Source organism: Geodermatophilus sp. SYSU D00691, assembly GCF_054050275.1.
Map to the genome: position 1 here is coordinate 1 of NZ_JBJGYZ010000052.1, position 17,378 is coordinate 17,378.

The window sequence follows — 17,378 nt, forward strand, 5'->3', positions numbered from 1 at the left end:
CTGGACAAGAGCGGCCTCGCCCTAGAAATGGCCCGCAGCGGTCCACAGATTGTGATCGCGGACGACGTACGTGGGGCGGCTCCGCCGCGGGTGCTCGCCGGCGAGCACGACGTCGACCCGCTTGCTCGACAGCGGTAGCTGGTACTCCACCAGCACCTCCACGCCGCCGAGATCGGCTTGCTCGAAGTCAGCGGCCAGCGCGGCGAGGCTGGCGTCCCACGAGCGGGTCTCGAGGCTGAGGCCGATCGGTTCATGCGGGGCGACATCCGGGTGGCCAGCCGGAAGCCAGTCGGGCCGCGGGCGACACACTAACCGCGTGGCTGACCTGGACGACCTGACGACACGGATGCGCGAGTCCACCGAGGCGCGGGACTGGGGTCGCTTCCACGACCTCAAGCGCTGACGCTGGCGCTGACCGGAGAGGTCGGCGAGGTGGCGGAGCTGGTGCAGTGGCTGCCGGCGGACGCGACGGTGGACGACGAGCTGCGGGACCGGCTGGGCGACGAGCTGGCCGATGTGCTGCTCTACCTCATTCGTCTCGCGGACGTCGCCGGTGTCGATCTCGGGCGGACGGCGACAGCGAAGCTGGCGCGCAACCACACGCGTTTCCCTGCGGAGGCGTACCGGGGTGTCGCGCCCAACCGGAGTTGAGCCGCGTTCCAGGCGGTCCCTTCAGGACGGGCGCCGAACTCTCTTCGTGCAGCCTCGCGCAGCGGAGTTCCCTGCCTCAGGCAGGGAGCGCAGGAGAGCTGAGTCGGGTGGGGTGCGAGTACTCGGCGCAGCGCTGCAGCCACCCGGGCGGTAGCCAGCTCCCCGTGATCAGCTGCGGATGTCCCCTATGGCAGGTGAGGGCCCAGGCGACGAAGAGCAGCTCGGCCCAGTCGGACTGCAGGACCCACGACACGGGGCCCCGAGTGCTGTTGCCGAGAATGTGGACGGCGGCAGGGCCCACCATCTGAGTCGCAGTGATCGACGGCCAATCCCATGGGGAGACCCCGCCGGCGCCGTGGAGGTGGACGCCGTAGCGACTCAGGTAGATGGTGCCCTGATCGATGACCGTCCAGCGGGGAATTGCCGCCAGTTCCGCTTGGCGGCGCCGTCTCGCATTTCCTGCGGCGCGGGCGGCCGCGACAGCAGCGGTGGCCGTCAGGCCCCCTCGACCCGTGGCGAGGAAGTAGCCGCTGTCGTGCATGTAGGTTCCGTCACCGGCCGCCAGTTGTTCGTTGAGCGAGTACGGGCCGGCAGCCCAATACCGCTCGTCGACCCCGAGTTGTGGCGGAAAGATCGACGTCACTGGCAGGCGAGGCGGTGGCGTCTTTCCCTGCGCAAGATCCACCGCGATCTCGCAGGTGTGCCACAGCGCGCTGTCCCGGTCGGTCCAGCGCGCCGACATGGGCTGCTGATTGCTCATGTGCCGTTCCCCCTCGGCGGCCCGCCTCTACGGATTGCAGCACAGGACCGTCTGGCTCGGCGACGGATCGGCGCGAGAAGGCGATCCGCCTACGGTTCGGGCCCGTTGACCAAACGGCGGTGCACGTGGCCAGCAGCCGGTCGCGAGGGCCGCCGCCTCGGCACGCGGTCCAGTGGCCGGCGCGCTCCTGGTTCCCCTCGCCGGGGGTCTCATAGCCGGCGGTCAGCTCGGTGCAGTACTCGTGCAGCTCTTGGACGGTGACGGACCGACCGTGGCGACCAACGGGTGCTAGGTCGAGGACGTTTCGACCTCGACCTAGCAGCCCCGCATGTCATCGCCTGGAAGCTTCCTCGCGACGACCACTGAGCTCTTCCTGATAGCAGAAGGACCGGGCGACGCGCCCGGGTTGGCGCGTGAGATCTGGCAGAGCGCTGACAGGCGGTCGCGATGGTGGCGCCTCACCTGCGAGTCTGGCGTCGAGAGCCGGGAGCGGCCCGAGCTGTGAGCCTCGTCATAGGCACCGGCTGCTTGCTGCGGCTAGCGAAGGGCATGCGGAGGTCGGCCTTCGGGACGGACCCCCTGATGTCGGCTGGGCCGGCGTCGGCCGGGGTTCTCTGCGAGGGACGGGGGTCCCGATACGAGCGCGGGTGGCTTGTCAGCACACCCGCCACTGATGGAAGGCAACCCATCCATGACCGAGTCGACGACCGATTCACACGTCATCACCCGCCACGAGACCGTCGAGGTTCCCGTCGACGTCACCGTCCAGGAGGGCGACCGCGGTCTGAAGGGCCCGACCGGCCCTGTCGGCCCCGCCGGTGAGCCCGGCGACAAGGGCCCCAAGGGTCCGGCCGGTCCCGCCGGTGAGCGTGGTGAGAAGGGGGACAAGGGCCCGACCGGCCCGGTCGGCCCGGCCGGTGAGCGGGGCGAGAAGGGACCGATCGGTCCGCGCGGTGAGCAGGGACCCGAGGGTGAGACGGGCCCGCAGGGGGAGAAGGGCCTGCCCGGCTCCACCGGCCGGCCTGGCGAGCAGGGTGAGCAGGGTGCGCCGGGCCCGATCGGGCCGCGCGGCGGAGTCGGCCCCATGGGTCCGGCCGGTGAGCAGGGCCTGCCCGGGGCTCAGGGAGAGCACGGTCCCCGTGGTCCGGTCGGACCGGTGGGGGAGCGGGGTCCGGCTGGTGAGCAGGGGCCGCAGGGGGAGCAGGGTCTGCCCGGCGCCCCCGGGCAGCGCGGTGTGATCGGCGAGACCGGTGAGAAGGGTCCGCACGGCTTGCAGGGCGAGCAGGGCGAACAGGGTGAGCAGGGCGCACCCGGCGTTCCCGGCCCGCAAGGCCCGCAGGGTGTCCAGGGCCCGGCGGGTCCGGCCGGCCCGGCCGGCCTGCCCGGTGTCCAGGGTCCGCAGGGCCCGTCCGGCCCGGCCTGGCTCTACCAGCCCAGCCCCGCCGAGCTCGCCGCCAAGGTCAAGCGGGCGGCGCTGAACGTGAGTCCGCGGACCGTGGTCGACCCTCGGGTCGGCGTCCGCTACCTGGCGACGCTCACCTCACGGCTGGTGAAGCTGCAGGGTGGGCTGCTCCTGCGGGCCATCGTCGACACCGACGGCGCGGCGAACGGCCAACCGTCGGCCGACCTGTCCAACGTGCGCTCCATCGCCTGACGCGGCGCAGCACGACCGAGGGCGCCTCGTGTCGCTACGGCGGCACGAGGCGCCACCGGACCGTCAGGACGCCGGACGGCCGAAGACCCGCGCGGTGACCAGGGCCGTGGCGCAGAGCCGCTCGTCCCCGTCGGCGACGGTGAAGACGTCGACGGAGCTCACCGTGAGCGCTCCCGCGCGCAGGACCCGCGCTCTGGCGGTCAGCTCCGCACCGCGGGCCTCGGCGAGGAACTTCGCCGTGTAGTCGGCCGTGGCCGCGGCGGTGCCGGGCGGGAACAGGGTCAACCCCGCGCTCACGCCGGTGAAGTCGGCCAGCGCCGCGATCGGGTTGGCCTGGAAGACGCCGGGGGCGTGCGAGAGCTCCCGCCGCCACGGCAGCCGGCTCCGCGCGCGGCCGCCGGCCAGCTCGACGAAGCTCAGCCCCAGCGCGGCGGCGACCGGTAGGTCGAGGACCCGGTCGGCGATGTCCTGCCGGAAGTCGTCGGACATCTCAGTCCTCCCGGTTCGCCGTGTCGGAGTGGGCGGCCAGTGCGCGCCAGGCGCCTTCGGCGAGGTCGGGTGCCGCGTCGGTGGGGCGTTGCCGCGAGCGGCCCCGCAGCCAGTGCCGGGCGAACTCGGTGGCCGGCCCCAGCCACAGCGCGTGCCGGACCCCGAACGATCCCTCGACGATCGTGCCGGCACGGCTCTGCTGGTCCAGCCAGTCCCCGACGACGACGGCGTAGCGCCGGGCGTCCTCGCCGAGGTCTGGTTCAGCGGCGAGCAGCACCTCGTCGGGCAGGTCGCTGAAGACCCAGCGCGCCACGTCGGCGCGCCGCTCGACCCAGCTCAGCTGCTCCGCCACCACGGAGCGGATCACCTGCTCGGCCGGGCGGTCCCCGGACACGACGGCCACGATCGCGTCCTGGCACTCCCGCATCCCGTCGTTGAGGAGCCTGGCCGCGAGGTCCGCTCGGCGCGGGAAGTGGTGGTAGAGGCTCCCGTTGGATACCCCGGCGTCCTTGCGCACCCGCTCCAGCGAGGCGCCCGCGTACCCGTGGGCGACGAACAGCGGCAGCGCGGCGGTCAGGATCCGCTCCGCCGTCGAGACGTGGGTCTGCGCCATGGAGAACTACTCTAGAGAGCTACTCCACCCGTGCGCCAGACCGGCGACGTGCCTACCAGTGGCCCCAGTGCACGACCTCGTCGAAGGGACGACGGTCCGGCTCGGCAATCGGTCGCAGCGGCCGGTCGGCCGGGTAGCCGAAGCCGATCATGTAGGCGCAGAAGTAGCCGTAGGGGAACCCGAGCACCCGCTGCGCCTGGTCCTGGTCCATGACCGCCGAGTGCCCGGAGCCGATGCCGAGGTCGGTCGCGGTGATCATCATGAACGCGGTCGCCTGGCCGAAGTCGTAGGCGATCCGGCTGCGGATCCGCTCGTCGTCCGGCTGTTGCGCCACGAGCGCGATCGTCGCGGCCGAGCGGGCGATGTGCGTGCCGCCCTGCTCCCACGCCTTGGCCAGCTCGACCAACTGCTCGCGGTCGGTGACGACGACGAAGTGCCACGGTTGCCAGTTCGACGACGACGGTGACCGCCGTCCCGCCTCGAGGATGCGTTCGAGCTGCTCGGGGGGATGGGCTGGTCGGTGTACTGGCGCACGTTGCGGCGCGCCCGGATGGCGTCCCACGTCTCCATGCCGCCGTCCTACTCCTCGGGGCAGCTCGCGCGCGAGGGGGGATCGGTCGTCGACCGGACGTCGTCGGCGCACCGAGTGCGACTGCGCGGCTCAGAGCTGGAAGATCGCCGCGGCGGTGACGTAGGCCGCCGACACCGCCTCCGGGTCGTGCAGGTCGCCGGGCTGCGCCCGTGTCGTCCTGGCGCGGGTGCGGATGGCCGCTCCGGGGTCCGTCGCGACGAGGTCGCGACACAGCCCCGTGACAACGGCGTCGGCGTCGTGCTCGTCGAGGTCGTCGAGGACGAGGCCGTTGTGCAGCAGCGTCGCCGCCTTGGCGAACACCTCGCGCGCCAGGTCGAGGTCCACGTCGGGCCGTGCCTTCGCCACTTCTTCCGCGGTCGCGAGGAACCGGTCGGTGAACGGCGGGTCGGACGGCATGCGGCGGAGCGTGGCACCGCGTCGTCGTCCCGCCAAGCGGATATGCGGCTCAGGCCGGCGTCAGGGTGAAGGAGACCGTCTGCAGCCGGATCTTGCCGTCGACGAAGACGAAGGTGTCCACGCCGTCGTCGATCCGGCCCTGCGGCGAGGTGGCGTTCCAGTGCAGCAGGAGGGCGTCCCCGGCGTACGCGGTGGAGTTCTGGGCCCACTTCGCGTCCGGCAGGGCGGCGAGCGCGCCGGAGAAGAAGCCGCTGATGGCGTCCTTGCCCTCGAAGACGTTGTCGGCGGTGATCAGGACGGCGTCGTCGGTGTAGTCCTCCATCACGGCGGGGACGTCCCCGGCGACGAGGGTGTCCCAGTGGTGGGTGAAGACCTCTTGCGGCGTGCTGGTCATGAGCGTCGCCCTTCTCGCGATGGGGCGACAAGTATTCGGCACCACTCGCGCCATGGGGAGACGTTGGGCGACCGGTCCGCCATGGATCGTCCACTCTGCTTCGACCTCTGCCGAGAACCTCCTGGGGCTGCGACAGGCGAGGGTCGTTGCGGCAAGTCAGACCACCGACGAAACGGGGCGTCATGCTGATCCGGCACGGCAACGGGGGCTGGGAAAGCCCTGCGGTGACCAGCTACGAGGACGAGGCAGCTCTGGAGACGCTGCTGCTCGAATCGCCCGATCTGCTGCCCGGAAGCGACGGTTCCCCACTCGCCGTCGTCCGCCAGCTCTACGTGCCGCAGACCGGTCCGGTGGATCTGTTCGCGGTCAGTCCGACCGGCGGAATCACCGTCGTCGAGTGCAAGCTGCGCGCCAACCCGGAGATCCGGCGCAGCGTCATCGGTCAGGTCCTCGCCTACGCGGCCGGGCTCTGGCGGCTCTCCTACGAGGAACTGGACATCGCCTTCACCGCGCGGGCGGGCCGGTCGATGGTCGACGTTCTGGCCCAGCGTGCCTCCACCGACGGCGGCGACTTCTCACCGGAGCTCTTTCGGGCCGCGGTCACTCGGAACTTGGCGGCCGGATCGATGCGGCTCGTCATCGCCGTCGACGACATCACCGATGAGCTCAAGCGGATCGTCGAGTTCCTCAACGACCGCACACAGCCCGACGTCGAGGTGGTCGCACTGGAGCTCGGCTACGTCCGGCACGCGGGCGTGGAGATCATCGCGCCGACCGTCTACGGCCAGGAGGCTGTGCGGCGGAAGGCGCCCGACAGCGCGCGCTCGAAGTGGGACGAACAGAGCCTGCTCGCCGCGATCCAGGAGTACTGCTCGCCAACGGCCGCTGCGGTCCTGACCGCCGTCTACGAGCACGCCCGCGGACATGCGCGGTGGACGCACTTCTACTGGGGTGAGGGGCAGCATCCGTCAGCGACCGCCTGGTTCGCCGCGGAAGGCGTGAAGCTCCCGGCGTGGAACATCTATGCGGCGCCGCAGGGCAAGACGGTCTTCGCCATCAACTTCGACTGGATCCACCAGCGGGGAAAAGGGCTGCCGGCCGACGTGGTGGAGCGTCTCGCCGAACGCATGCGGCAGCTGCCTGGCGTGCCGGCGCTCTACGCGGACCTGGCAGAGCGCAACTACGCCAAGCGTCCGTCCATCCCTGCGTCAGCGCTGGAGAGCCCTGACGCCACCGGGATCATCATCCGCGCTCTCGAGGAGATGCTCGGGTAGCCGGCCGATCAGTCGACCAGGCCTTCGAGGAAGCGCTGGGTTTCCGCGTCGGTGGAGTGCAGGAAGACGCCGCGGAGCCCGCGGGTCAGCAGCACCTTGTAGACGTTGCGCACCAGCAGTTCGAAGTCGGCGTCGCTGACCCGCTTGGTGCTGCGGAAGTCCGGATCGCGGTTGGCGCTGCGGACGGCGACCCAGCGATCGGTGCGCCACACCAGGTCGGGGCCGAGCAGGACGCCGTTCCACTCGTACTCGAAGCCCTGCGCGGTGTAGACGCAGCCGACCTGGCCGAACCCGCGTTCGTCGCTGGCCCACAGCGCCGCCGGGGGTGCGTCGCCGACCGAGCGGTCGCCCTTGAGGTTCCACGGCCGGGCCCAGTCGCCGATCTGCACATCGGGCACCAGTGAGCCATCGGAGCGGGGGTCGCTCCACGTCCAGCAGTAGCCAGCGGCCATGCTGGCGTTCTGGTGCGCCGCCAGCTTCTCGGCCAGGACCTGCTCCAGTGCGGACGGGGACGGAGCCGTTCGCACCTCGAACCGGTCGTTGCCGTCCCAGGGGACCGGACCGCCGGGCGCCAGGCCGAGCAGCCGCTCGACCCACTCGACGTACTCGGCGCTGCCGCCGCTGCGGTACTGGGCGTTGAGGTCGACCTGGTGGACGTCGAGGCCGCGCTGGCGGGCGTGCTTCTCGATGTCCTCGACCGTGCCCATCTCGCCCGGGCGCACGACCTGGTTCTGGTCGAGCAAGAAGACGGGCACCCGTGCGGCGTCGATGAGCTCGTCGACCTGCCGCTTGTCGGTGCGCAGCTCGGCCTTGGTCCAGCGGTTGGCCGACGTCTCGCGCAGGCGGTGGGCCTCGTCGGCGATGAGGACGTCGACGCTGTTCTGCTCGGCATCCATGAACTGGTTGAAGTAGCGGAACAGCGCCGCCGTTCGCCGGCCGGTGACCTTGCGCAGGGTCTGGGTGAACGACCGGGACCCGGTGGCGTGCGCGACCCGGATGCCGCGGCGTCCCAGTTCGCCCATGAGGGAGAGCGCGATGACGCTTTTCCCGGTGCCGGGCCCGCCGGAGACGATCACGACGCTCTTGGAGTTGCCGCGCCGCGCCTTCTCGACCTCGTGCAGCACCAGGTCGAACGCCACTCGCTGCTCATCGAGGAGGACGAACTGCTCGCGGATGCGGAGTTCCTCCGCGGCGACGGCGAGCAGCTGCTTGCTGGGTGCGACGAACGAGTTGACCAGCCGGTCCGCGTGGATCGCCGCGTTGGCGGGGGACAGGCGGCTGCGCAAGTAGTCGAGGAACGCGCCCTTGTCCTGCGCCGTGTAGAAGCGGGCGAGGTCGTCCTGCGGATAGCTGCGAAGCGCGGCCACCCGGTCGTCGGTGGCGTTGTGCAGGTAGGCGACACCGGTGAGGACGTCGTCCGCTCCGTGCAGCGCGCCGAGGAAGTCGAGCATGTACTCGACGTAGCCGCGGACCTGCGCGACAGGGTGCAGCACCGGGCGCGGACCGTAGGTCGGCTGCAGCACACGCTCCGGCTCGCCCTCGAACAGGTCGGCAGCGGTCCACTGCTTGAGCTCAACGACGACATACGACGGGCCGCCGTGGCGCGGGTGTTCGCCGGCCAGGACGACGTCGACCCGCTTGCTCGACAAGGGGAGCTGGTACTCGACCAGGACCTCGATGCCGCCGAGATCGGCTTGCTCGAGGTCGGCGGCCAGCGCCGCGAGGCTGGCGTCCCACGAGCGGGTCTCGGAGGCTGAGGCCGATCGGTTCATCCGGTGCGACATCTGGGTGGCCAGCGTGGAACCGAGCCGGCCGGCGCGCGCGAGGTCGGCGAGTCCGGCAGCAGACGTGCGAAGCAGTGGCAAGGACCTGTCCCCGGGCAGCACGAATCAACGTGCGGGTGGGGGCATGTCCGGGGACCGGAAGCCAGTCGGGCCGCGGGCGACACACTAACCGCGTGGCAGATCTCGATGACCTGACGACACGGATGCGCGAGTTCACCGAGGCGCGGGACTGGGGGCGCTTCCACGACCTGAAGTCGCTGACGCTTGCTTTGACCGGCGAGGTCGGCGAGGTGGCGGAGCTGGTGCAGTGGCTGCCGGCGGATGCTTCCGTGGGCGACGCGTTGCGGGACCGGCTCGGTGAGGAGCTGGCCGACGTCCTTCTCTACCTGGTCCGACTGGCCGACGTCGCCGGAGTCGACCTGGCCGCGGCTGCGCTTCCCCGCCAAGATCTCTTTGAGTGTCGCGCCCGAGCGGCGCTGACCAGAGTTCCCCCCCGAGTGGGACGGATCGCGGGCTTCTCACGACCGGAGGCCGGCGGTGAAGGCGTCGGAGTGGCGGTTGACCGTGGCGAGCGACTCGTCGGAGAGCGCGAGTTGCAGACCACATTCGGCCTGGCCGTAGCGATCAGGTCTCGCAGCAGCTCGGGAGTCCGGACGATGTCCATCTCGTCGGCTCCACGCGGATGAGCGCTCCGGGTCGAGCGCCCGGGCGACGTGGTGCGGCGGCCAGAGCAGCGGGTCGCCGAGGCCATTGTTCAAGCCGTCGCCGGCAGCGCGCCGACGGGCTTAAAGGACCACACGATCTTGTTGCCGGCGACTCGCGCGCCCCACAAGTGGCACCAGCACCATTGGTGTCGACAAGCCGCGCCGCGGGCTGATGCTGTGAATTCCCGTGCAAGCATCGGTTCCGATACGAAGTGGCGGGGACGGAGATGTTGTGATCGAGAACGAGCCGGTGAACGGCGCTGTCATCCCACTTTTCGGCGCTCTTGACGAGACCTCCGAGAAGCTGCTCGACCCCTGGCAGCTGCTGGCACGTGGTCAGGGGGCTCTCGTCAGCTGGGAGCGACTGCGCGAGTCGTCGTCCGGCCAGTCCTGGGGACGCGTCCTGCAGCCAGGCTCGGCCTTTGCCCAGCACCTGGTCACCATCGCCGAGAAGGCGGGAGCGCGACAGGTCCTGGATGCGGGCAGCACCCTGGTTCGGCTCGAGCTGCCGACCGGCCAGACCCTCAGCAACCTCGTCCCGGCGGTGGGCGGGGGATTCCGCGGCACGACCCGAGCGGCGGGCAGCAGCAAGATCACTGGCCAGGCGCGGCTGCACCCTGTTTCTGGAGCGGCCACGCGGGGCCTAGCACTGGGCCCGATGGTCGGGTTGATGGCGCTGTCGATCGGGACCGAGATGATCGCGCAGCGCCAGCAGGACCAGATGCTCAAGGCGATCCAGCGTGCCGTCGAGGGGCTCGAAAAGCACGAGCAAGGGAAGCTGACCGCTCAGCTCACCACGGCCCAACAGGCACTCCAGGCGGCGGATGCGGCGATCCTCGACCAGATCATCGTCCCGCAGGGCGTGGGGCTTGCGCCGGCTGTCAACGGCTTGCATGACGTGAAGAACCAGGCGCTCGGCTGGCTCGAGCACTGGGAAGAGCGTGTACAGGGGCTGTCCCGGGGCGCCACTGGTGTCGACTATGACGACGTCAAGAAGGCTCTCGATGTCGGCCTTGGCGGCCCTGCAGCGTTTCCTTCTCACGTTCAAGTCCTCTATCGCGCCATCGTGCTCGACTCCTGGGCACAGGTCCTAACCGCAAGTGAGGCCGCCGTCCTCAATCCGGGGCAGACGCTGGCGCACCTGCACCATGTGCTGCAAGAGCGGCTGGACGAGAACGCGCGGGTCATCGACCGCATGCGACAGCTGCTGCTGACCCTCAAGGAGACACCGCTGACCGTCGGCGTCATGTCGTGGCCGGGAACGGGCAGCGAGGCAGCTCGTCTCGACGGCACGCTCGGCCGTCTGACCCATGCCCTCGTCGACGCGGATCCGCCGGTGCCGATTCTGAATGCTGCCAACCAGCAGGTGCTGGAGGCGGTACGGGAGGTCGACGGCACGGTTCGCGTGCTGAGGCCTCGGACCGAGGACGCGGCCTGACGGCGTCGTGAGCGTGGCCCCGGCGAAGGGTCAGTGGACCGCGCGGTCCTGGTTCTCCCAGTACGGACGGCGGAGCTCGCGCTTGAGCACCTTGCCGGCGGCCGAGACCGGCAGGGCCTCGATGAGCTCCATCGACCGCGGCGTCTTGTAGCCGGCGATCCGCTCGGCGCAGAACCCGCGCAGCTCCTCGAGCGTCACGGTCCGCCCGACGGCGGGGACGACGACGGCGTGCACGCGCTCGCCCCAGGTCTCGTCGGGGACACCGATGACCGCGACCGTCGCCACCGCCGGGTGCTGGGCGAGGACGTTCTCCACCTCGACCGAGTACACGTTCTCACCGCCGGAGATGATCATGTCCTTCATCCGGTCGGTGAGGAACACGTAGCCGCCGTCGTCCATGTAGCCGGCGTCGCCGGTGTGCATCCACCCGCCGCGCAGCGCCTCGGCCGTCTCCGTCGGTCGGTTCCAGTAGCCGAGCATCACGTTGCCGCCGCGGACGACGATCTCGCCGACCTCGCCGCGCGGCAGCTCGACGTCGTCCGGGCCGACGACGCGCACCTCGTTGTGCGGCAGCGCCCGGCCGGCGGCGCGGCGGCGCCTGGGGTCGTTGTGGTCTTCCGGGAAGTTGCCGGTAGCGCACGGGGAAAGCTCGGTCATGCCGTAGAGCTGGGTGAACTGCGCGTTGGGCAGCGCCTTGACCGCCCGGCCGAGCAGGCCCTCGGACATGGGGGAGGCCCCGTAGAAGATCCGCCGGACGCTGCTCACGTCGAACTCGTCGATGCGCGGGTTGTCGACCAGCAGCTGGATCATCGTCGGCACGAGCAGGACGTCGGTCACCGAGTGCTCGGGGATCGCGGTGAGGACGGCGACCGGCTCGAACATCGGGATCATCACGTGCGTGCCGCCGCGGACGACCTGGCCGGTCCAGGCGGCGAGGTCGGCGAGGTGGAACATCGGCGCGGCGTGCAGGTAAACGCCGTCGGGGGAGAGGAAGTGCTCGCTGGCCAGCGTGCCGACGCTCGAGGTCAGCAGATTGGTGTGGCTGAGCATGACGCCCTTGGACCGGCCGGTGGTGCCGCCGGTGTAGAAGACGGCGGCCAGATCGTCGCCGCCGCGGCGGGCGTCCTCCACCGGCGGGGACTCGGCGACCAGCGTCTCGAAGGACACCGTGCCGTCCGGCGGCGGCCCGTCGCCGGCGTGGACGACGTGCTCGATGCGGGCGTCGGCGGCGCGGATGCCGTCGACGTGGCCGGCGAAGGCGTCGTCAACGACGAGGACGCGGGCGTCGACCTCGGCGAGGGACTCGGCGATCTCCGGGATGCTCCAGCGCAGGTTGACCGGGACGACGACGCCGCCGGCCCATAGCGTGGCGGCGAGGAACTCGTGGTAGCGGTCGGAGTTGAGGGACAGGATCGCGGCGCGCTCGCCGTGCTCGATGCCGAGGTCCCGCAGGGCGCCGGCGAGGCGGGCGATCCGGTCGACCGACTCTGCATGCGTCTTGGTGCGCCCGGCGCAGACGGTGGCGACGGCGTCCGGCTTCTGCTGAACGGCGCGGTGGAGTCCTTGGGTGAGGTTCATCGGCGTGCCCTCTGTCCGGCGCATGTGGTGCCGGACACCTCAGCGGCTCGGGGGTGGCGGCGCAAGGGGTCGGGGCGCGTGGTCTCATGCCGGGAGAGGTGCGCGCCGGCAGGGGAGCCGGCCGCCTGGTCGAAGGGTGGGCTCGTGGCTGCTGGCTCCGGTGAGGTGCTGCTGGACTACGACGGCGCGGTCGCCGTCGTGACGCTGAACGCGCCGGATCGGCGCAACGCGCTGACGCCGGGGATGGCTCACGAGCTGATGGCCGCCTTCGACGAGGTGGACGGCCGTTCGGACGTCGGCGCGCTGGTCGTGCGCGCGGTCGGGAAGTCGTTCTGCGCCGGCGGGGACATCAAGACGCTGACCGACGCCGGCCGCGACCCGGCCGAGGCCTCGAACTACGAGGGCATGTCGGCGATCTACGACTCCTTCTATCGACTGGGCCAGGTGAAGGTGCCGACGATCGCGGCGGTGCGCGGCTCAGCGGTGGGCGCCGGGATGAACATGCTGCTGGCGGCTGACTTGCGGATCATCGCGCGGGACGCGCGGCTGATCTGTGGCTTCCTCAAGCGCGGCCTGCACCCGGGCGGCGGGCACTTCGTCATCCTGTCGCGGCTGGTCGGCCGGGAGGCAGCGGCGGCAATGGCGCTGTTCGGCGAGGAGATCAACGGCGATCGAGCCCGGGAGCTCGGCCTGGCCTGGGACTCGGTGGACGACGAGACGGTGGAGGGCCGGGCCCTCGAGCTGGCCGCACGGGTTGCCGCCGACCCGGCGCTCGCTCGGGTCGCGGTCGGCAACTTCCGCAGGGAGGTCGTCGACGGCGCGGTGACATGGGAGGTCGCCACCCAGTTCGAGCGTCCGTCTCAGATGTGGTCGATGCGTCGCTCGGCGGACTGACCGGCGCTGGCTCAGTAACCCGGCAGCCACCGCCGCACCTCGCCGTCCACAGCGACAGTGGCGTTCAACGAGCAGAGGACGCCGACCAGCTCCGCGGCCACCCGTTGCAGCAACAGGGTCGGAAGGTGCCGCGGCGTGAGGCCGGCGGGTCAGCCACAGGAGCGGGCGACCAGGCGGAGCGTCGTCCCGCTCGCGGCCGGCACCTCGCGACGGCGCAGGTGGGCCCGGCACGAGCGTTCACAGTCGGCCATCAGGTTGCCGGTGGTCATCGGGCGGAAGATCCCGCTCGACGGCATGCCGGACAACGCTGCACGACTTCCTGACTCAGGACGACGGCTTGCGGCGTCCCCACCGCAGATTGCTGCCGGGCACGGTCGAACCAGCGTGTGGCCGAGCGGGTGAGCGCCCAGATCGCCGCCGACCGGCCGATCCAGGTGTCGGTGCTGCCGCGTGACGAGACCTTCGCGATCCCGGACGTCACCAGCGCGGTCACACCACGGTGAGGTCCTTGCCGAAGTGAACGCTGATCGTCAGCAGCTAGCCTTCGGCGTAGCTGGATGGCGTCCGTACGCCCTCGTCGAAGACTCCCCGCGACCGATGGGGAGGGCCGTGGCGCCGTGCACGCGTAGCACCGCAACTTCGCGCAAGCTGAAGGTCGGCGGCAGCCGGTTGGTGGGCGAGTCGCCCTGGTAGTCGGTTAGTAGCTGTCCAACGCCATTGGCAGCGAACCGATCCGCGGCTCGGTGCAGGGTGGTGGGGCGGCCGTAACGAACCCGGAGTCGCGGCACCGACTGAAGTGATCGCCATGCTAGAGGCAGCGCTCCAATGGAGGCGTGAGCGTGAGAGACGAGCTTCCAGGGCCACTTCAGTGATGGATAACGTCGCTAGGCGACCTTCGCAGCGTGGAAGACGTCCGCCGGGAGCGCATGCTCTAGGCGCCAGTGAATGCGCATCGGACGCTCACCGGTGTGCGACAGGTACGTCATCGGCCCGGCGTATAGGTACGGCGGCGCGCCGAGGTTACCGTCGGCAGCCTTCGTCTCGCGCAGGAACAAGTGGACGGAGCTGCCGAGCTCACGGTGGCTGATGTACCGACGGCCGACGCCGGTCTTGGGTCCGGTTGTGTTCTGCGACTCCCACTGGAAGAGCGTGGGTGAGATGGCGTGGTCGGCGTACATCGTCGTCGGCGAGTAGTGGGACTCGGTCTTCTGTAGCGTCACGAAGAACAGGTCGGCGTTTTCCTCGGGGACCCACCACACGCCGGCGCCGAAGGCGTTGGCCAGGGACTCCCTGCCGAACGCCGCGAGCGCCTCTACTTGTGTGTATCGGGCGTGTAGGTGCAGTGGCCTCGACGTGGCCGTGGCTAAGGTCGGCGTGACTCGTTGAAGCCGGTCCATGAGTACGTCGCTCAGCTGCGCCAGCTCAGCGACTCGGGTGGGATGCCCGAGGAACCGCTGGAGGGTGGCCTCCATCGAGCTGAACCGCTCCTGCTGGCCGAACAGCGAGAAGTGCAGCATCGCCGCCAGGCGACGGGTGCGGACGTCATCGGCCACGTCGCCGGCGCCAATGCTGCCGACGTCGCGAATGAAGCGGAGGCGCTCTGGGTCGTCAATGTGGAGCATTCGAGCAAAGGCCCCCGCGAGCCGGCGGTCGTCCGGGCCGGGGACGTCCTCAATGTGGCCTGCTGCCCGCTGCAGATCCAGCCAGCTACGCCCAGTTGTGCGGTACAGGTCATCCAGTTCGACGCCCGTCTCCTCCAAAAACTGGCCGAGGGTTGGGATCCGCTCCCGTGAGGCCTCGGCAATCAGTCCCTTCCACGAGACGGCGAGCGACTGCTTGATGTTCGCCAGCACGATCTCTTGCGCCACTCTGTCGAGCTCGATGTGGCACCCGGCCGGAAGCGTGGGAAACCCTGCCGCCACGTCGTGCTGCACACCGCGACGAGAGCTGCCGGTCAGCGCCCTGAACCGGAGATCGAAACGGAAGTCTTGGTGCTGGGCCCCGATGAAGTCGAGCACCGTCAGGCAGGGCTTGTCCTCGACCAGCCGGAGCCCGCGTCCCAGCTGCTGGAGGAACACTGTGGCGCTCTCGGTGGGCCGGAGAAACAAGACGGTGTCCACCGCGGGGATATCCAGACCTTCATTGAAAAGGTCGACGGTGAAGAGCGCGTTCACCGTCCGGTCGCGGAGCGCGTCGAGCGCAGCCTTGCGCTCCTCCCGGGTCGACGTCGACGTCACGGCGCGACTGGGGATGCCCGCTGCCGTGAACTTTTCAGCCATGAACTGCGCATGCTGGACGCTCACGCAGAAACCGAGCGCGCGCATGCGTCCCGGATCGGCGATCTTGTCCGCCACTGCTTGCAGAATCAGCCGAACGCGCTTGTCGTCGCCGGTGTAGACGCTGGTGAGCTCGCCTGCGTCGTAGCCCCGACCGCGCCGCCAGCGGAGCTGGCTAAGAGCCACGTCGTCGTGAACCCCGAAGTACTGGAACGGTGCCAGGAGGCCCTGCTCGAGCGCTTCCCAGAGGCGGAGCTCAGCTGCCGTGCGACCGTCGAACCAGAAACGGACGTCGGCGCCGTCCGTTCGTTCCGGCGTGGCCGTGAGGCCGAGCAGCACCTTGGGCTTGAGGTGCTCGAGCAGGCGTCGGTAGGTCGCCGCCTCGGCGTGGTGGAACTCGTCGACGATGACCATGTCGAAGTGATCGTTGTCGAGCTCGGCCAGGTCGAGCTGGCTCAGTGATTGCACCGAGCCAAAGACGTGCTTCCACTCCCGAGGTCGCTGGCCCCCGACGAACAGTTCGCCGAAGTCGCCACGGCGGAGCACCTGACGGAAGGTCGACAGGCTTTGGGTCAGCAGCTCCTCCCGGTGTGCGACGAACAGCAGGCGCTCGACCGTCCCGGCTGACTGCAGGCGCCGGTAGTCGACCGCCGACACGACCGTCTTGCCGGTGCCGGTCGCCATGACCACGAGGTTGCGCCAGCGGTCGTGCACGGTCCGCTCGGCGTCGAGCCGCTCCAGGATCTCCAGTTGGTACGGGAAGGGACGGACGTCCAGCGCCGTGATCTCGAGGGGCAGGTCGCTGGGTCCGCCGCGCTCGGCGCTGAGGGCCTGACGGAGCCGGTCGCCGTCCCTGTCGGGCTCGTAGGTCTCGAAGGACGGGTCAGCCCAGTAGCTGTCGAAGGTCTCGGCGAACGTCTCCAGCAGGTGCGACTGCTCGACATTGGACAGCCGGACGTTCCACTCCAGGCCGTCGATGAGCGCGGACCTGGAGAGATTGGAGCTTCCGACGTACGCGGTCGACAGACCGGTCTCTCGGTGGAACAGCCATGCCTTCGCATGCAGTCGCGTCGTCCGCGTCTCGTAAGAGACCTTGACTTCAGCGCCGAGCTCGACGAGGCGGTCGAGTGCCCGCTGGTCCGTCGCACCCATGTAGGTGGTGGTGATGACCCGCAGCCGCCCGCCGCGCTCTCGCAGGCGGGTGATCGCGTCCTCGAGCACGCGCAGTCCGTGCCACTTGATGAAGGCACACAGCAGGTCGACGTCGTCGGCCGACGCGAGTTCGCGCGTGACCTCGTAGCCGATGCGCGGCTGACCGCGGCCGTTGACGAGGAGGGCGCTCGTGGTCAAGGGGATGGCTGGCCGTTCCGGAAAGGTCGCTGCGCCCGGAACAGTCCGCTTGTCAACGACCGCGAGGAGGTTTGCCGCTGGTTCCACGATCGACGCGGTGGATCCGTTGGTAGCGGCCGAGAGGTCAGTGATGGCCTTGACGATGTGGTTCGCCAGCGATACCTGTCGGCTGACCGCTTCGGGGCCGTCGCCGCCCAACTGACGCAGCGTCGAGCTCGTGAGCTCCGCGATGTGGCGGGTGAGCGTTTCGTGCGCATCGGCCGGATCAAGAGGTCCGAGCTGGACGAGGCCTGGATCGACCTGATCAAGCTTGCCGCGGAGTCCCTCAGTGACCAAGTGCTCGTAGATGCCGGCCGGCACGTCCCCCATGAGCTTAACGTAGCGGCGCGAGGTCGTTCCGCTGTGGAGGCCGAGGGCAGCCCGCGTCCAAGCGGACGTCGTCGCCTTCTTCGACGGCATCCCGGCGACATGCGGTCGTCCATGCAGCGCGATGCCGAGGCCGGCAACCGGTTGAATCTGGACGCCATCGGG

The 17,378-nt window shown here is 70.0% G+C and carries 17 protein-coding genes; 6 read left to right on the top strand and 11 right to left on the bottom strand.

Features of this window, described 5'->3' with window-relative positions:
* Positions 1-21: 21 nt before the first annotated feature.
* Positions 22-360: a hypothetical protein gene (locus ACI797_RS25805; protein WP_456862899.1), complete on the bottom strand. Its 339-nt coding sequence runs from the start codon at positions 358-360 to the stop codon at positions 22-24.
* Positions 361-399: 39 nt separating this feature from the next.
* Between ACI797_RS25805 and ACI797_RS25810 the strand changes: the two genes are divergently transcribed.
* Positions 400-651 carry a MazG nucleotide pyrophosphohydrolase domain-containing protein gene (locus ACI797_RS25810; RefSeq protein WP_456862983.1) on the top strand — a complete coding sequence of 84 codons (252 nt, stop codon included), beginning with the start codon at positions 400-402 and terminating at the stop codon, positions 649-651.
* Between the two features lie 76 nt (positions 652-727).
* Here the strand turns inward: ACI797_RS25810 and ACI797_RS25815 are convergent, their stop codons facing one another.
* Positions 728-1,411, bottom strand: coding sequence for a hypothetical protein (locus ACI797_RS25815; protein ID WP_456862902.1), 684 nt, complete (start codon positions 1,409-1,411; stop codon positions 728-730).
* A 691-nt stretch (positions 1,412-2,102) separates the two neighbouring features.
* Here ACI797_RS25815 and ACI797_RS25820 point away from each other — a divergent pair.
* Positions 2,103-3,065, top strand: coding sequence for a collagen-like protein (locus ACI797_RS25820; protein ID WP_456862905.1), 963 nt, complete (start codon positions 2,103-2,105; stop codon positions 3,063-3,065).
* A 63-nt stretch (positions 3,066-3,128) separates the two neighbouring features.
* On the opposite strand, the gene ACI797_RS25825 is transcribed toward ACI797_RS25820, so the two are convergent.
* From ACI797_RS25825 to ACI797_RS25845, 5 genes are all read right to left on the bottom strand, one after another.
* Positions 3,129-3,554 carry a PaaI family thioesterase gene (locus ACI797_RS25825; RefSeq protein WP_456862908.1) on the bottom strand — a complete coding sequence of 142 codons (426 nt, stop codon included), beginning with the start codon at positions 3,552-3,554 and terminating at the stop codon, positions 3,129-3,131.
* Position 3,555: 1 nt separating this feature from the next.
* On the bottom strand, positions 3,556-4,167 hold the full coding sequence (locus tag ACI797_RS25830) for a TetR/AcrR family transcriptional regulator (RefSeq protein WP_456862912.1): 612 nt from the start codon (positions 4,165-4,167) through the stop codon (positions 3,556-3,558).
* A gap of 52 nt (positions 4,168-4,219) precedes the next feature.
* Complete coding sequence (locus ACI797_RS25835) at positions 4,220-4,729, bottom strand: nitroreductase family protein (RefSeq protein ID WP_456862915.1); 510 nt, start codon at positions 4,727-4,729, stop codon at positions 4,220-4,222.
* 99 nt (positions 4,730-4,828) lie between these two features.
* Positions 4,829-5,155 carry a hypothetical protein gene (locus tag ACI797_RS25840; protein ID WP_456862918.1) on the bottom strand — a complete coding sequence of 109 codons (327 nt, stop codon included), beginning with the start codon at positions 5,153-5,155 and terminating at the stop codon, positions 4,829-4,831.
* A gap of 49 nt (positions 5,156-5,204) precedes the next feature.
* Positions 5,205-5,549 (bottom strand): nuclear transport factor 2 family protein, encoded by a 345-nt coding sequence (locus ACI797_RS25845; RefSeq protein WP_456862921.1) that lies wholly within the window; start codon positions 5,547-5,549, stop codon positions 5,205-5,207.
* A gap of 224 nt (positions 5,550-5,773) precedes the next feature.
* Between ACI797_RS25845 and ACI797_RS25850 the strand changes: the two genes are divergently transcribed.
* Complete coding sequence (locus ACI797_RS25850) at positions 5,774-6,823, top strand: hypothetical protein (RefSeq protein WP_456862927.1); 1,050 nt, start codon at positions 5,774-5,776, stop codon at positions 6,821-6,823.
* Between the two features lie 8 nt (positions 6,824-6,831).
* On the opposite strand, the gene ACI797_RS25855 is transcribed toward ACI797_RS25850, so the two are convergent.
* On the bottom strand, positions 6,832-8,688 hold the full coding sequence (locus ACI797_RS25855; protein ID WP_456862932.1) for a DNA/RNA helicase domain-containing protein: 1,857 nt from the start codon (positions 8,686-8,688) through the stop codon (positions 6,832-6,834).
* Between the two features lie 92 nt (positions 8,689-8,780).
* Here ACI797_RS25855 and ACI797_RS25860 point away from each other — a divergent pair, with 92 nt between their 5' ends.
* Together ACI797_RS25860 and ACI797_RS25865 are read left to right on the top strand one after the other, a co-directional pair.
* Complete coding sequence (locus ACI797_RS25860) at positions 8,781-9,293, top strand: nucleotide pyrophosphohydrolase (protein WP_456862938.1); 513 nt, start codon at positions 8,781-8,783, stop codon at positions 9,291-9,293.
* 250 nt (positions 9,294-9,543) lie between these two features.
* A complete protein-coding gene (locus ACI797_RS25865; protein WP_456862942.1) occupies positions 9,544-10,749 on the top strand; it encodes a hypothetical protein in 1,206 nt (401 codons plus the stop codon).
* A gap of 30 nt (positions 10,750-10,779) precedes the next feature.
* Here the strand turns inward: ACI797_RS25865 and ACI797_RS25870 are convergent, their stop codons facing one another.
* A complete protein-coding gene (locus tag ACI797_RS25870) occupies positions 10,780-12,351 on the bottom strand; it encodes a long-chain-fatty-acid--CoA ligase (protein WP_456862946.1) in 1,572 nt (523 codons plus the stop codon).
* A 141-nt stretch (positions 12,352-12,492) separates the two neighbouring features.
* Here ACI797_RS25870 and ACI797_RS25875 point away from each other — a divergent pair, with 141 nt between their 5' ends.
* The gene (locus tag ACI797_RS25875) at positions 12,493-13,221 is read left to right on the top strand and encodes an enoyl-CoA hydratase/isomerase family protein (RefSeq protein ID WP_456862986.1); all 729 of its coding nucleotides are present in this window, start codon (positions 12,493-12,495) and stop codon (positions 13,219-13,221) included.
* 149 nt (positions 13,222-13,370) lie between these two features.
* Here ACI797_RS25875 and ACI797_RS25880 read toward each other — a convergent pair whose 3' ends face one another.
* Positions 13,371-13,517 carry a hypothetical protein gene (locus ACI797_RS25880; RefSeq protein ID WP_456862949.1) on the bottom strand — a complete coding sequence of 49 codons (147 nt, stop codon included), beginning with the start codon at positions 13,515-13,517 and terminating at the stop codon, positions 13,371-13,373.
* Between the two features lie 588 nt (positions 13,518-14,105).
* Positions 14,106-17,216 (bottom strand): DUF3427 domain-containing protein, encoded by a 3,111-nt coding sequence (locus tag ACI797_RS25885; protein WP_456862954.1) that lies wholly within the window; start codon positions 17,214-17,216, stop codon positions 14,106-14,108.
* Positions 17,217-17,378 lie beyond the last annotated feature (162 nt).

Coding starts and splice junctions, on each gene's coding strand:
- ACI797_RS25815 (WP_456862902.1), bottom strand. CDS start 1,411: ATGAGCAATCAGCAGCCCATGTCGGCGCGCTGGACCGACCGGGACAGC.
- ACI797_RS25820 (WP_456862905.1), top strand. CDS start 2,103: ATGACCGAGTCGACGACCGATTCACACGTCATCACCCGCCACGAGACC.
- ACI797_RS25825 (WP_456862908.1), bottom strand. CDS start 3,554: ATGTCCGACGACTTCCGGCAGGACATCGCCGACCGGGTCCTCGACCTA.
- ACI797_RS25830 (WP_456862912.1), bottom strand. CDS start 4,167: ATGGCGCAGACCCACGTCTCGACGGCGGAGCGGATCCTGACCGCCGCG.
- ACI797_RS25840 (WP_456862918.1), bottom strand. CDS start 5,155: ATGCCGTCCGACCCGCCGTTCACCGACCGGTTCCTCGCGACCGCGGAA.
- ACI797_RS25845 (WP_456862921.1), bottom strand. CDS start 5,549: ATGACCAGCACGCCGCAAGAGGTCTTCACCCACCACTGGGACACCCTC.
- ACI797_RS25870 (WP_456862946.1), bottom strand. CDS start 12,351: ATGCGCCGGACAGAGGGCACGCCGATGAACCTCACCCAAGGACTCCAC.
- ACI797_RS25880 (WP_456862949.1), bottom strand. CDS start 13,517: ATGCCGTCGAGCGGGATCTTCCGCCCGATGACCACCGGCAACCTGATG.
- ACI797_RS25885 (WP_456862954.1), bottom strand. CDS start 17,216: ATGGGGGACGTGCCGGCCGGCATCTACGAGCACTTGGTCACTGAGGGA.